8 protein-coding genes are annotated in these 14452 nt (G+C 70.0%); 1 reads left to right on the top strand and 7 read right to left on the bottom strand.

Annotation, left to right across the window (positions count from 1 at the left end; genetic code table 11):
* Positions 1-4 precede the first annotated feature (4 nt).
* From HRL51_RS00590 to HRL51_RS00570, 5 genes are all read right to left on the bottom strand, one after another.
* Entirely contained in the window at positions 5-838 is an 834-nt protein-coding gene (locus HRL51_RS00590) for a uracil-DNA glycosylase (RefSeq protein WP_172192853.1), read from the bottom strand.
* A complete protein-coding gene (gene yczE / locus HRL51_RS00585; RefSeq protein ID WP_172192855.1) occupies positions 831-1517 on the bottom strand; it encodes a membrane protein YczE in 687 nt (228 codons plus the stop codon). The genes HRL51_RS00590 and yczE overlap by 8 nt, the downstream gene beginning before the upstream one ends.
* 148 nt (positions 1518-1665) lie before the next feature.
* A complete protein-coding gene (locus HRL51_RS00580) occupies positions 1666-3048 on the bottom strand; it encodes a replication-associated recombination protein A (protein WP_172120571.1) in 1383 nt (460 codons plus the stop codon).
* Positions 3049-3273: 225 nt separating this feature from the next.
* Complete coding sequence (gene pulA / locus HRL51_RS00575; RefSeq protein WP_172192857.1) at positions 3274-6105, bottom strand: pullulanase-type alpha-1,6-glucosidase; 2832 nt, start codon at positions 6103-6105, stop codon at positions 3274-3276.
* 196 nt (positions 6106-6301) lie between these two features.
* Positions 6302-7027, bottom strand: coding sequence for a TetR/AcrR family transcriptional regulator (locus HRL51_RS00570; RefSeq protein ID WP_172120573.1), 726 nt, complete (start codon positions 7025-7027; stop codon positions 6302-6304).
* Between the two features lie 174 nt (positions 7028-7201).
* On the opposite strand from HRL51_RS00570, the gene HRL51_RS00565 reads away from it, so the two are divergent.
* The gene (locus HRL51_RS00565) at positions 7202-9973 is read left to right on the top strand and encodes a YhgE/Pip domain-containing protein (RefSeq protein ID WP_172192859.1); all 2772 of its coding nucleotides are present in this window, start codon (positions 7202-7204) and stop codon (positions 9971-9973) included.
* A 120-nt stretch (positions 9974-10093) separates the two neighbouring features.
* Here the strand turns inward: HRL51_RS00565 and HRL51_RS00560 are convergent, their stop codons facing one another.
* Both HRL51_RS00560 and HRL51_RS00555 read right to left on the bottom strand, forming a co-directional pair.
* The gene (locus tag HRL51_RS00560) at positions 10094-11848 is read right to left on the bottom strand and encodes an ABC transporter ATP-binding protein (protein ID WP_172192927.1); all 1755 of its coding nucleotides are present in this window, start codon (positions 11846-11848) and stop codon (positions 10094-10096) included.
* 5 nt (positions 11849-11853) lie between these two features.
* Positions 11854-13797, bottom strand: a complete 1944-nt coding sequence (locus HRL51_RS00555) for an ABC transporter transmembrane domain-containing protein (protein ID WP_194256528.1) — start codon at positions 13795-13797, stop codon at positions 11854-11856.
* Positions 13798-14452: the final 655 nt, after the last annotated feature.

Here is a 14452-nt window from a genome sequence, read left to right as displayed (position 1 = left end):
CTCGCTACCGCAGCCCGGACAACGCCTTCGCCCGGGCGAGGACCTCGTCAAGCATCTCCTCGGTCAGCCGCCCGGTGAAGGTGTTCTGCTGACTGGGGTGGTAGCAGCCCAGCAGGATCACGGCATCGCCGTCGGGCCGGAGGAGCCGGCTCTCCGCGCCGTGGCCAAAGCGAGGGGCTGGTCGAGGCACCTGCCAGCCGGCTCCTCGGGCCAGGCGCAGCACCGTGGTCCAGGCGATGCCTCCCAGGGCCAGCAGCACACGTGGTTGCACGAGCTCCAGCTCCCGGGCGATCCAGGGCAGACAGGTGGCCTGCTCCGCCGTCGTCGGCTTGTTGGCCGGAGGAGCGCAGCGCACAGCGGCCCCCATCCGGACCCCGCGTAGCCCCTGGCCGTCACCGGCATGGAGGGAGTCAGACTGCTCAGCCAGTCCCGCCCGGTAGAGCGCTGCCCACAGCCAGTCACCGGAACGGTCGCCCGTGAACATGCGGCCGGTGCGGTTGGCTCCGTTGGCGGCTGGGGCCAGCCCAACGACGTAGATCGGCGCGTCCCCGGGGCCAAACGAGGGCACAGGCCTACCCCAGTAGGGCTGGTGGGCGAAGGAGGCCCGCCGCCCAGTGGTGGCAACCTCCTCGCGCCAGGACACCAGGCGCGGACAGGCCCGGCACACCGAGACCAGAGCGTCCACCTCACACAGACTGGCCTGCCTAGCAAGATCCTTGACCTGCTGCAGGGTACGGGCAACGGGTGTGGTGGGTGTTGCCGGGTCCCCAGGCCAGCCTGTGCCCGGCGGAACGGGAGAGGTAAAGAGCTGATAGGTCACGGGATGGGCGTCAGGCATGGTCAGCTCCGTTCTCATCGAGGTCGGCAGGAGCGGGCCTGTTCGCGCCGGCCCTGGGAAGCCTGACAATGCAGCGCTCGAGGAAGAACTGGGTGAGCGGGCCTATCGCCAGGGCATAGACCACTGTTCCCACACCGATGATCCCGCCAAGCGCCCAGCCGATGAGCACCACAGATACCTCGACGCCCGTGCGCACGAGCCTCATGGAGACTCCCGTACGAGCATGGAGCCCGGTCATGAGGCCATCGCGCGGGCCGGGGCCGAACTGGGCGCCGATGTACAGGCCGCCAGCCAAACCGTTAAGGAGGACGCCCATAACCATGAGGGCGGTGCGTGCTCCCGCGTGCTGCCACACGGGCAGGAGGCTGACGGTCACGTCCAGGGAAAGGCCAATGAGCACCGCATTGAGTACGGTGCCCAGCCCCGGCCAGATACGCAGTGGGATCCAGGCGAGCAGGACCAGGACTCCAACGATGATCGTGACCGTCCCGATACTCATGCCACTGTGCAGGGACACTCCCTGGTGGAAGACATCCCAGGGCGCGTTGCCCAGGCATGAGCGCACAAGCATGCCCTGGGAGGCACCTAGGAGAACCTGGCCCACGAGCAATTGGCACAGCCGGCGGGGCAGCCGCCCGGCGCGCAGCTGTGCGAGCGGGCCTCGGTCGTCCAGGATCACATGAGGATCCTAGTAAGGGCTCCTCCCGCCTGTGCCCGCTCCGACCACCTGTGCCCAGTCCGACCACGGTATTCACGCTCATACGGAGGTCGGCCGGGGCTTACATGGTCGGCGGGGGATCTTGTGGTCGGCCCAGGTCTAGGTGGGCCTAGTCGTGCTCCTGAGTCTGTGGGGGACGACGGCGGATCTGCTCACGCAGACCGTCCCAATACTCCAGGCGCTCACGGATACGGCGCTCATGGCCGTGGTCGGTCGGCTCGTAGAAGGGCTCACGCTCCTCACGTGGCGGGTAGCCGGCTGGCATGTAATCCGCGCCGGAGAAACCCTCAACGGTGTCCGGATCGTACTGGTAGCCCTCGCCATAACCCAGCTCCTTCATGAGCCGGGTAGGGGCGTTGAGGATGTGAGCGGGTGGCATGAGTGAACCAGTAGCTGCCGCAGCGTGACGCGCCCGTCCCAGGGCCCGATAGACGGAGATCGACTTGGGAGCTGTGGCCAGGTAGACCACGGCTTGGGCGATCGCAAGCTCACCCTCGGGTGAGCCCAGACGCTCGTAGGTGTCCCAGGCCGCCAAGGCCATCTGTAGCGCACCGGGATCCGCCATGCCGATGTCCTCACTGGCAAAACGCACGATCCTGCGGGCCACGTACAGGGGATCCTCACCGCCACCCAGCATCCGTGCCAGCCAGTACAGGGCAGCATCTGGGTCTGAACCGCGCATGGACTTGTGAAGGGCTGAAATGAGGTTGTAGTGCTCCTCACTAGATTTGTCATACAGGGGTGCTCGTGCGGAGATGACGGCGGTGAGCTCGTCCACGTCCACAGGCGTGTCGAGGTTCTCGGCGGGCCGCTGAGCCATACCCAGGACCTGCTCAACCATGCCGAGCAGGTAGCGACCATCGCCGTCGGCCATGGCGATGAGGGCGGAACGTGCCTGGTCGGTGAGCGGCAAGGTCCGCCCGGTCAGGTTCTCGGCACGCTCCAGCAGCTCGCCGAGGGCCTCCTCAGACAGTCGGTGCAGGACCATGACCTGGCAACGTGACAAAAGGGCACCGTTGAGCTCGAAGGACGGGTTCTCCGTCGTCGCTCCGACGAGCACCACCGTGCCGTCCTCGACGTAGGGTAGGAAGGAGTCCTGCTGGGCACGGTTGAACCGGTGGATCTCGTCGACGAACAGGAGCGTTCCCTGGCCGATCTGACGACGCTGGGTGGCAGCGGTAAAGACCTTGCGCAGCTCGGCAACCCCCGAGAAGGTGGCGGAGACCTGTTCAAAGGCCAGTCCCGTACCTTCCGCCAGCAGGCGCGCAATCGTAGTTTTCCCGCAACCGGGCGGACCCCACAGAATGATCGAGGACAGCCGGCCGGTCTCAACCATGCGCCCGAGCGGTGCGTCGGGTGCCAACAGATGGTCCTGGCCAACCACCTCGGACAGCGAACGTGGGCGCAGCCGGTCAGCCAGCGGGCGTGTGGGGTCGTCAACGTCTGAGCCGTCAGCCGCAGCAGCATCGAAGAGGTTTGGTGTGCTGGTCATGTTCTGAGCCTAGGGCGGGGTACCGACACGAAAAGGTGGCCGGCCGACCACAAAATCCCCCGCCGACCATGTAAGCCCCGGCCGACCTCCGTATGAGCGTGAATACCGTGGTCGGACTGGGCACAGGTGGTCAGAGAGGACGCCAGCAGGGATGCTGCGGACCCAGCGCCGCCCCACCCTTGCGCCCGAGCACGTCAGCTCCCAGGCCCCGCCATCCCCTCAAGCCTAATGTTCCACCAGGACCGCGGCCGTGAGCGCCGGGACCGTGAGCACCCCGGTCTCCGGGTCGAAGCTGGTCTCCCGTACGCGCTCGTCGGCACCGTTGGCCTGGATCTCGCTGAGACCGAAGAACCGTCCGACCAGGGGCTCGACCCGCTGGGTGACCTCGTGCGCGGTGGCGTTGATCGCCACCATGACCCCGTCCAGGGTGGGGTCGATATCCGCTTGGCCCGCACCGTCGTCGACCACCATGATGATGACACCGGCCTGGGCCTCAGGCCCGCAGTCAGGGAAGGACACTCGCTCTCGGACCAGCTCGGCCGAGCCCAGGGTCAGCAGCGGGGTCGAGCGCCGCAGCCTCAGCAGGTCCAGGGCGCGGGCATAGGCGGCGGCGACGTCGTCAGGACCGGGCCGCAGGCCGGGACGAGAGAGCATCTCGGCCTGGATGATCCAGCGCTCGAAGTTGCGTCCTGCCGGAGGCAGGCCGCGTCCCCAGCCGTTGTCCTGCCCGGACCAGTCGATGGCGTTGAAGTAGTCACCGGAATTGTAGGAGTCGCGGTCCAGGGACTTGCTACGCAGCATCTCGGTACCTGCGGCCCAGAAGCACGGTGACTGCCCGAGTGTGACCGCCGCCAGGCACAGCGTGCTCAGGCGTCCCCGGTCCTCCATCGAGGTATCGGGGGGAAGCTTGTAGACCAGGCGGTCGAAGAGGGTCTCGTCGTCGTGCGCCTCGACGTAGGCGATGGAGTCCACCGGCTCGTCGCCGTAGGCGGCCGGGGCGCTGCCGTAGCGCAGGTCCTCCCCCCTTCTCCATCTCCCGTCAGCCCCCAGGAGCTCGGTCTCACGCAGGTTCCCTGCCATCGACAGCCGGACCAGGTCCGTACGCCAGCGCAGCTCCTCGCGGCCGGCCTGCTCTGCCTCGCTACCCCGTCCTGTCGGGTGCGAGGCGGCGCCGGTCCCCAGTCCCTGACCGACGCGCGGGTCCGGCCCGAGGCTGCCTCCGTGCAGCGCGTCGCGGACCCGGTCGTTGAAGGTCCCCACGTGCAGGCCTTCCTCAGCACCGACCTGACCCTGGACCGCCTGCCGGAACAGGGCGTTGTCCGCGACCTCTCCCATGTTCCAGCCCTCACCATAGAGATAGGGCTCGTGCCCGACGGCGTCCCTGCCCACCTGCGCCAGGGCCCGTCTCAAGCGCTTCATCGTGGAGGTGGAGTGGTAGCCCATGAGGTCGAAGCGGAAGCCGTCGACGTGGTAGTCACGGACCCAGGACACGCAGGCGTCGATCATGAGCCGCTCCGCCATCGCCCGCTCGGTGGCCACGTTGTTGCAGCAGGTCGAGCTCTCGACCTTCCCCGCAGCGTCAAGGCGGTGGTAGTAGCCCGGCACGATACGGTCGAGCACGCTGGTGGGCTCCTGCCCGCTTCCTGCCGTGTGGTTGTAGACCTGGTCGAGAACCACCTGCAGCCCCATGCTGTGCAGGTTCCCGACCATCGCGCGCACCTGCACCGTGCGTGCTCCCCCGTCCTGGTGCCCCTCAGTGGCGTAGGAGCCCTCAGGAGCCATCCAGTGAAAGGGGTCGTAGCCCCAGTTGTAGGCGTCACGGTCAGCGACGGCGGCCACGGCAGCCTGCGGCCTGCGGGAGGCCGGTGAGACCCCTTCCGGCACCTCAGGCGCCTGCTGACGACGACGGTCCTCGGGCACGGTCGAGAAGTCGAAGACCGGCAGGAGGTGCACGGTGTCGATCCCCGCACCGGCCAGCTCGCGCAGGTGCCTGGTCCCGGCCGAGTCGATGCTGAAGGCCTCGTAGGTACCCCGCAGGCCGGCAGGCACCGTGGGGTCCGCCGCGGAGAAGTCCCGCAGGTGCAGCTCGTAGATCGCCCGTGCGGCGTCGACGGCGACCACCGGGCTGGGGCTCGAGCGCCACACGCTGGGCTCAAGGACCTCAAGCCCCAGGTCGACCGCGACCGAGCGCCGCGAGTCCACCGTCAGGGCGCGCGAGTAGGGGTCGGTCACAACGTTGGTCTCGATCCTCCCGGTACCCGGGACGTAGACCGTGACCTCCCACAGGTACTGGGAGCCTCCACGTACGCCGGCAGCCTCAGCACTCGCCGACCCGACCTCCCAGCGCCCGTCCGGGTAGCGCCCTGCCTTGATCCGGACCGGGTCGCCGTCGACCAGCGGCTGCGAACCAGTAGGGTCCTGGGACGGCCACGCGAGCAGGACGACGGCGAGGGCGGTGGGGGCCCACAGGGCGAACGAGGGAGCGGCCTGGCCGCCATCGGCAAACGTGGCACCGAGCGGCGCGCTGCCGTCACGAGCGCTGGCGGCCCGTCCCCACAAGCGGTCGACTACCGGCCAGGTCTGCACCCCGGTGCAGGCAGTCACCCAGCCGCCCACGGCTGCTGAGGTGCGCTGGACGACCACGAGCTGGCCGGTCAGCAGGACGGCCACGTCGTCGTCGGTGAACCGAGGAGCCCCGAACTCGTCCAGGGTGGTCAGGGCGAGGTACCCCTCCAGCTGGGGGTGGTCGGACACAAGCCGGCCGTCCAGCCGGCCGATGAGCCCGAGCGGTACCTCGCTACCACGCTCTCCCCGTTGGAGCAGCCCGTTGACCAGGCCGGCACCGCCGTCAGACGAGGCGACCAGGCCGAAGCTGAGCGGCGGCGAGGCCGGGCGACCCCCGTCCGGTCCGAGGCAGTCCTCCACACAGACGCCTGGCGGCAGCAGGTCGGCCGGCCACGCCAGGGTGGACTCGTCGACCCAGTAGGCGCGCATCTGGCCCTCACCGGGCACCTCGTGGTGCACCGGCGCCTCGTGGTGCGTATGAGCGCTGGTCATGACGACCACCTTTCCTACCCGCTGGCCGAGCCCGCTCACCTCCGCGGGCACGCTGTGGCCAGACGCTCCACCTCTCGGAAGCAGCCACCTCATGAGGATGACGCTGCCCACTCTTTCACGCCACGGTGCCACCCGCCAGAGGCGATGAGCCCTTGAGGGTCCCTGCCGCCGGACAGCAAGGCGCACGAGCAGCCCCTCACCCCTCCAGGGGCCGGCTCATGTGGATGAGGAGCTCGGGGAGGCTGCGCTCGAGCAGCGCGGTGAGATCGTCCTCGTTGCCAGCCAGGAGCGCGGTACGCATCGAGCGCTCAGCGGCCGCGAAGAGAAGCTCGGTGGTGTCGTCAGCGCTAAGCAGGCACTCGCGCCCGATCGCCGCCAGGCCCGAGACCACGATCTCCTGCAGCGAGGACCTGAAGGTCTCATACCCACCACGCAGCGCCGCCGCGTGCTCCTCGTTGCGCAGGACGTAGGCCACGATCTCGCTCTGGAGGAGATAGAACTGGCGCGAGACCGGCATCGCCCGGAGGATGCGCGCCGCCAGCTCCTCCAGCGCATGGAGCACACCTTCCTCCGTCGAGGAGTCCTGGAGCACGGTCTCCGGCAGCGCCTGGTCAACAGCCTTGCGCACGTAGTCGGTCATCTGCTCCCACTCGCGCTCAGCCACCTGGCTCACGAAGTGGTCCATGTCAGCGAAGTTGGAGTAGAAGGCACCGCGCGTGAAACCGGCGCGCGAGCACAGGTCGCCCACGCTCGTGCCCCCGATGCCCTGGTCAGTAAACAGCTCCCTCCCGGCCTCCAGCAGCAGGGCCTGGGTCTGGGCACGCTTGTCCGAGGGATCAGCCGCGGCGATACGTCGCACCGCCGCACGTCGGGCGGACAGCCGCTCAGCGGCCTTTCTCGCCCCGTTTATCTTTGCGGCCACGCGCTTCCCCTCCGTGCTCGCGCCCACGTCCTCACTGCAGGTCCTGTCTACCAAGCCACGCGCCTCCCTGTCACCCCGATCCTGTCTCCTTGCCCACACGATACAGGTCTGTATTGTCTCGGTAAATACAGACCTGTATCGTCTCGCTCCGGAACTGATAACGGAAGGCCCGCCATGAAGAAGCTCACCGGCTCGCGCATCGGCAACCTCGTAGTTGTCGCCGCAGTCGTCATCATCCCGCTGCTGTACGCGGGACTCCTCACGCTCACCTACCAGGATCCCACCAACCGCCTCGACGACATCCGTGCTGCCGTCGTCAACGAGGACTCGCCCTACACGGCGACCCTCGCCTCTGGTGAGACAAGGACCCTCGACCTCGGCGCCGACCTGGAGGAGGCCCTCACCGAGCCCGACGGCTCCCAGGACGTCGGCTTCACCTGGACCTCCATGAGCGAGTCCGAGGCCCGCGCCCAGATGGGCGAGGAGAAGATCCGCGCCATCCTGTTCATCCCGGCCGACTTCTCCCAGAAGGTCTCCCTGGTCGGCACCGAGGACCCCTCGAAGGCTGCCACCCAGGAGCTGCACCTGCTCACTGATGATGGCATCAACTACCTCGCCGGCACCATGGCCCTCACTGTCGCCTCCGAGCTGAGTAACCAGCTCTCCTCCCAGGGCTCCGAGGAGGTGGTCGACTCCCTCCTGCTCAGCGTCTCGACGATCCGCGAGGGCATGGTCACGGCCTCCGACGGTGCAACCACCCTGGCGGACGGCACCACCACGCTGTCCGACGGCGCCACGACGCTCGCTGACGGCACCGACTCGCTCAGCTCCGGCGCTTCCTCCTTGACGGTCGGTGTCAAGCAGCTCGCTGACGGCTCCGTCACGCTGGCCAGTGGTCTGACCACCCTGTCCCAGGGCGCCACTGACGCCGCGGACGGCTCCCAGCAGCTGGCCGACGGCGTCGCCCGCCTGGCCTCGGGCGCTTCCTCGGCCCGGACCGGGGCCTCTACCCTGGCTGACGGTGCCAGGACCCTGAGCGAGGGCACCTCGACCCTGGCCGCCAACGCCGGGACCCTGGCCGACGGCGTCGGCCGGCTCTCCACCGGTTCGGGCACCCTGGCCGACGGCGTCACCCGCTACACCCAGGGAGTGGACCAGGTCGCTGCGGGCGCTGCCGCCCTCCAGGTCAGGGCCACCGACCCCGCCGACGGACTGGCTGCCGGTATCGCCCAGCTCAAGGCCGGCATCGGTGAGGCAGGGTCCACGGACACCTCCACCCTGGCTGGTGGCGCGGCCGCCCTCGACGCCGGAGCCGCTCAGCTGTCTGCCGGGCTCAACAGCCCGCAGGCCAGCGGGGTCTCGCTCAAGGACGGCGCAGCCGGGCTCGCCTCGGGAATCACCACCGCCCAGCAGGGCGTGGCCGGCTACACCGCTGCCGTCGACCAGCTCGCCGCCCAGTGCTCGGCCAGCGGCGCGGCCCCCGCGCTCTGTGTCGCCCTGCAGCAGGTCTCCTCCCAGTCCGCCGCGCTCAACGCCGGCATGTCCGAGGCCTCCTCAGCCGCCACGCAGGTCTCTGACGGAGTGAGCCAGGCCGCCGACGGCGCCGCCCGGCTCGCGGCCTCCACCTCAGCCCTGTCCCAGGGCACCACCACCCTGCGCGAGGGCGTGGACCGTCTGGGCTCCGCCGTCGGCAGCCCGAGCGACGTCACCGTCCCAGGCGACTCTTCCAGCCCACAGACCCTGCTGGGTGGCATCAACGCCGTCGCCGGCGGCCTGGGCCAGGTCACGACCTCCACGGTCGACGGCCATCTCGTGGACAATTCCGCGTCCCTGCGGCAGGGCGCCTCTGACGTCGCCGGAGGCCTGGCCACCATGAACGACAAGGTCCCGGCTCTGACCACTGGCATCAGCCGGCTCGACTCCGGTTCCGCGTCGCTGTCCGACGGCGCCACGAGCCTGGCCTCAGGCCTGGTCACCCTCGACCAGGGCACCGGGACCGCCGCCACCTCGGCCCAGACCCTGGCCGACGGCGTCGCCCGCCTGGCCTCGGGCGCCTCCTCGGCCCAGACCGGCTCGCAGACCCTGGCCGACGGGCTGGGCACCGCCCAGACCGGCTCGCAGACGCTGTCCGTGGGCGCCACCCGCCTGGCGACCGGCGCCCACGACCTCAAGGACGGCGCCGACCAGCTCGACGAGGGCGCAGCAACGCTCTCACGGGGCCTGGCCGAGGGCGTGGGCAAGATCCCGAGCTACTCGCACGCGCAGCGCTCCTCCATGGCCGCCGTCGCCTCCGACGTGGCAAGGGTGGAGACGGTACGGGACAACGCCGTGGTCAACAACGGCGCCGGCTTCACCCCGATGTTCATGAGCCTGGCCCTGTGGGTCGGCGCGATCGCCCTGTTCCTGGTGCTGCCCGCGCTGGACAAGCGCGACCACGGCGAGCGCTGGTGGGCCTCGGCGATCCGCCCGGCCACCACGGCCCTGCTCCTGGCCCTGGCCCAGGCCGTCATCATGATGGTCGTGGTCAACGCCGCCGGCGAGCTGCACGCGAGCAACCTGCTGGGGCTGACCCTCATGGCTATCGCCTCCTCGGTGTGCTTCATGGCGATCAACCAGGCCTGCGTGGCCTCGCTGGCCTTCCGTGGACGCTTCGTCTCCATCGTGCTGCTGAGCCTGCAGATCACCTCGATGGGCGCGACCTTCCCGATCGAGACGGCCCCGCGCTTCTTCCAGTGGATCCACCCGCTCCTGCCCATGAGCTACACCCAGCTGTCCTTCCGCCGCCTCATCGCCGGCGGCGGCCTGGACGGGATCCACCTGCAGACCCTGGGGGTCCTGCTCATCTGGACCGTGATCGCCGTCGCGGTCACGCTGGTGGGTGCCAAGCTGCGCCGAGGTCACAAGCCCCTGCCAGTGGACAACGCCCTGGCTCCCACGGCCGCGTAGCCGCTGGGCCAGGAGCGCGGCTCCCCAGGCATGACGACGCCGGGGCCGTATGAGAGACGCAGTCTCATACGGCCCCGACGTCCTGCACGTGCCCCGAGGAGCGAGCTGGAGGAGAAGGGGCTAGGCGCTTGTCCACGCCTCCCACAGCCGGGTGTACTCCCCTCCGGCGGCCACCAGCTCCTCGTGGGGACCGAGCTCGACGATCCGGCCGTCGATGACGACGGCGACCCGGTCCGCGGCAGCAGCCGTGTCCAGGCGGTGGGCGATCGCGATGACGGTGCGTCCGGCGAGCACGGCGTCCAGCGCGCGCTCGGCAGAGCGCGCCGAGGTCGGGTCCAGCAGGCTCGTCGCCTCGTCCAGGACGAGCGTGGCCGGGTCCATGAGCACGATCCGAGCCAGCGCGACCTGCTGGGCCTGGCCAGGGTCGAGGACCACCCCGCCGTTGCCCACCAGGGTGTCCAGGCCGTCGCTCAGTCCCTCGACCCACGCGCTCGCCCCCACGACGTCGAGCGCGCGAGCGATCTCGACGTCCGTGGCGTCCGCGCGGGCGATGCGCAGGTTGTCCGCGAGGCTGCAGGCGAAGACGTGGTGCTCCTGGGTCACCAGGGCGACCTCACGGTGCAGGGCCTGCTCCGTCAGCGCCGTCAGGTCCGTGCCCTGATCGTCGGGACCGTCTGAGCCCACCGTGACCCGTCCCCGGGTGGGCGGGTGGATCCCGGCGAGCATGCGCCCCAGCGTGGACTTGCCTGAGCCCGACGGGCCGACGACCACCAGACGCTCACCCGGAACGATCTCCAGGTCGACGTCGTGCAGGACGTCGTGACCGGCGCGGTAGGCGTAGGAGACCCCGCACACGCGCGGCGGCTCGGGGACCACCACGTCGCTCGTGGCCTCACGGTCGGGCTCGACCAGCTCCACCCCGACGATGCGCGCCAGCGCCGCCGAGGCCGACTGGACGGTGTCCAGCCAGAAGGTGATCTCGTGGACGGGGCCGCGCACCTGGACGGAGTAGAGCGCCACCGTGGTGACGGCACCAAGCGTCACCACGCCGTGGCCCAGCAGCCAGGCCCCCCAGGCCAGGACCGCCAGCAGCGGCAGCATGACGGCGACCCCCAGGCCCGTGATGAGCACGACGCGTAGCCACATCGTGTACTGCTCGGTCTGCCACGCCTCCCTCAGCGCCCGGTCCAGGACGCGGTTGCGACGCTGCCCCAGGTACTGGGCATCCACGGTCTCAGCCTGGTCGGCGGTCTCGGCGATGACGCCGTCGACCTCCGCCCACAGGGCGTTCATCGTCTGGTAGCCGGGGACCACGTGGCGCAGGTACCAGCGCGCCAGCGGAACCGCGATCACCGCCGAGGCGAGCATGCACACGCCCAGCAGCGGCGAGGCCAGCAGGGCCGCGACAACCACGCTGAGGATCGTCAGCACGATGACGAGGATCTGGGAGACGCCGCGCTGGACCACGAAGCGGATGTTCTCCAGGTCGTGGCTCGTGCGTCCCAGCAGGTCACCTGTGCCCGCGGACTCCACCACGCTCAGCGGCAGGTGCATCGCGGCCCCCACCAGACGCTCACGCAGCTCGGCGAAGATCTTCTCCCCCAGGATCCGGGCGAGGTACTCCCCGACCCCGGTCAGCACGGCGTTGACCACGGCCAGGACCACCACGACGGCGATGAGCGTGCGCAGGTGCTGCGCCCCGGCGTCGGCCCGCACGGCGTCCACCATGAGACCGAGCACCTTGGGGATGCCCACGCTCGCCATCGCGGCGGCGAGCTGAGCGATGGTGACCACGGCGAAGGCACGCTTGTGCTCGCCCAGCAGGGAGAGGAAACGACGGCGGACGGTGCGCCCGTCCGCGACGGGGAGACGCATGGCGCTCATGCACCGGCTCCTCTCTCGACGACGTCGGCATAGGCAGGCAGGCTGCTCAGCTCGTGGTGGGTGCCGCGCGCCCGCTCGCCCACCCGCACGGGCTCGCCGGCTGCGGCGTCGACCGCCTCCAGCAGGACCACCTCGTCACAGCGGCTGAGCAGCAGGGGCGAGGAGGTGACGACGACGGTCGTCAGCCCGGCGCGGGCCTCCCGCAGCCTCTGGGCCACCAGGTCCTCGGTGTGGGAGTCCAGGGCGCTGGTGGGCTCGACCAGCACGAGCACAGGCGCCTGCCGAGCCACGGCGCGGGCCAGTGCCAGGCGCTGGCGCTGGCCTCCGGAGAGGTTGCGAGCCTTCTCGGTCAGCTGTCCTTCCAGCCCTCCCAGCGAGTCCAGGACGTCGCCAGCCACGGCGACCTCCAGAGCGCGGCGGGCAGACTCCACCTGCGTCGTCGTCAGGGGGACGTCCGCGCGAGTGGCGTCAGGGCGGTCCCTGCCGGCGTGCAGGGTCATGAGCTCCACCAGCCCGCGCTGGGGAGCCAGCTCCACCTGCTCGCCCAGGACCTCCCCGGCCAGCGGGCCGGCGAAGGCCTCAGCATGGGCCCCGGACACGACGACGGCGCGGCGCACCTGCGCAACCGGCAGGCGGCGCAGGTCGGTACCCGTCAGGGTGACTGCCGCATGGTCGTCGGGCCGCCCGAGCCGCTCAGCCAGGGCCGCGCTGACCGCCGGACGCGCGCACACCAGGGCCGTCATGCGGCCCCCGGACAGGCGCACCCCACTGGCCTCGTCCACCAGGTCGCCGGTGGGGTCCAGGACCGCGGTCGGGTCGACGGCGTCATCAGTGACCAGAGGCTCGACGGCGGCCACGCGCGCCACCTTCTTCGCGCCCACCCACGCGCGGGTCATGAACTGCATGAGGTCAGCCAGCGCCCCGAGCGGCCAGATGAGGAAGGTCGTGTAGCCGTAGAAGGTGACGAACTCACCGGCCGTGATCCGCCCCTCCAGCGCCGCGGTGGCGCTGGCACCGACGACGAGGGCGGTCAGGATCATCGGGGCGCCGGCGCGGATCGCGGCGAGCATGGCCTGGGTGGAGGCGACCTTGATCCCCGCAGCACGCACCTTGGCCGACTGCTCGGCGTAACGGGCGGCGTAGACGTCCTCGCCCCCGATACCGCGCAGCACACGCAGGCCGGCGACGACGTCAGCCGTCACCGTGGTCAGCCGCCCCTGCTCCTCACGCTGGACGGACATGCGCCTGTTCAGAGGCTTGAGCAGCGTGCCCACGCCCAGCAGGACCACCGGCAGCCCGAGCAGCACCAGCAGCCCCAGACCGGTGTCCATCCGCAGCATGAGGACAGCAACCACCACTGTGGAGATGACGGAGCCCACCACAGTCACGATGAAGTACATGAGGGCGCCGATGGAGTCCGCGTCCGAGGTCGCGGTGGACACGACGTCGCCGGAGGACACCTCGCGGGTCACCGCCCGCGAGCGCAGGCCCAGCCGGTACCCGACGCCGCGGACGGAGGGCTGCCAGCCGCTGGTCCACGAGCCGAAGGCGAAGATCTCGGTCACGCCTCCCACGAGCCCGCCGGCCACCCCCAGCGCCGCGAGCGCAATGAGGCCTGGCACCAGGCGTGAGGACAAGCCGTCAGACAGGCCGTGGTCGACGACCCGTCCCAGGACCGTGGGGATGAGACCTGAGGAGAGATAGGTCAGGGCCGTCAGCACCGCCCCGACCAGCAGCGGCAGCCAGGCGTCGCACAGCACGTGAGCGAGGTAGCGCCCCGGGCTGTCGCTCAGGGGCGTGCGCGGGGCCGGGGTGATGGTGAGGAAGGCAGGCCAGCGTCGTGGCGCCCAGGCGATGGGGACCGCCTTGGTAGAGGCAGTGGAGGTGGCGGAGGCAGAGGTGGGTGCGCAGGCGTCAGGACGCGCAGCAGCAGTGTTCATGGGCGTTGGTCACAATCGTCTCTTAGGGGACGGCGCGAGTCAGGCTCAGCAGCCGTGGGGACCTCATGGGGACGCGCCACCAGGCCAGCCACCATCGGCTGCCAGCGGTGGACGTCAAGGCTCCGGCCTAGCCGGAGCGCCAGTCACTTAAAGAGAACGCGTGTCACACACATGAGCGTAAGTTTACGGCCACGCCACCCAGGCAGGCAAGGGAAGCAAGGGAAGCAAGGGAAGCAACGCTGTGCGCTGTGCCGACCCCCGTGATATCACCTCACCCGAGCTGCCAGGGAAGCAAGCGTCCCATCACTATCACCGGCATACCGCCAGATGAGCCCACCTTGACAGGGGGCTACGTGGCAGACCTACCCTGCGTCCATGACCGCTTCGACGCCCACGCCCCGTACCGCCCCGGTGCGCGCCCTGGTGATGCGTCGAATGTGCATGCGCTGACAGCGCCAGCCGTCGCTGTCGCAGGAATAACGGCTAGAGCGCCGGGTTGAGTCGAGCCCGGCAGGCTCCGCGGGACCGCCATCCAACCGCCCGCGTTCACCGACCACCGTGACCCCGTCCGCCCACGTGCCGGGTCGTCGGCCCACTACGCCGCCGCCTACCCGTATCCGCTCGCGGGCAGACAGGCAGGCCCCACCGGCCTGCC

The sequence above is a fragment of the Actinomyces faecalis genome (assembly GCF_013184985.2).
Taxonomy (GTDB): domain Bacteria; phylum Actinomycetota; class Actinomycetes; order Actinomycetales; family Actinomycetaceae; genus Actinomyces; species Actinomyces faecalis.
This window is presented reverse-complemented; position numbering and strand designations above follow the sequence as displayed.

Coding starts and splice junctions, on each gene's coding strand:
- HRL51_RS00590 (WP_172192853.1), bottom strand. CDS start 838: ATGCCTGACGCCCATCCCGTGACCTATCAGCTCTTTACCTCTCCCGTT.
- HRL51_RS00580 (WP_172120571.1), bottom strand. CDS start 3,048: ATGACCAGCACACCAAACCTCTTCGATGCTGCTGCGGCTGACGGCTCA.
- pulA (WP_172192857.1), bottom strand. CDS start 6,105: ATGACCAGCGCTCATACGCACCACGAGGCGCCGGTGCACCACGAGGTG.
- HRL51_RS00565 (WP_172192859.1), top strand. CDS start 7,202: ATGAAGAAGCTCACCGGCTCGCGCATCGGCAACCTCGTAGTTGTCGCC.
- HRL51_RS00560 (WP_172192927.1), bottom strand. CDS start 11,848: ATGCGTCTCCCCGTCGCGGACGGGCGCACCGTCCGCCGTCGTTTCCTC.
- HRL51_RS00555 (WP_194256528.1), bottom strand. CDS start 13,797: ATGAACACTGCTGCTGCGCGTCCTGACGCCTGCGCACCCACCTCTGCC.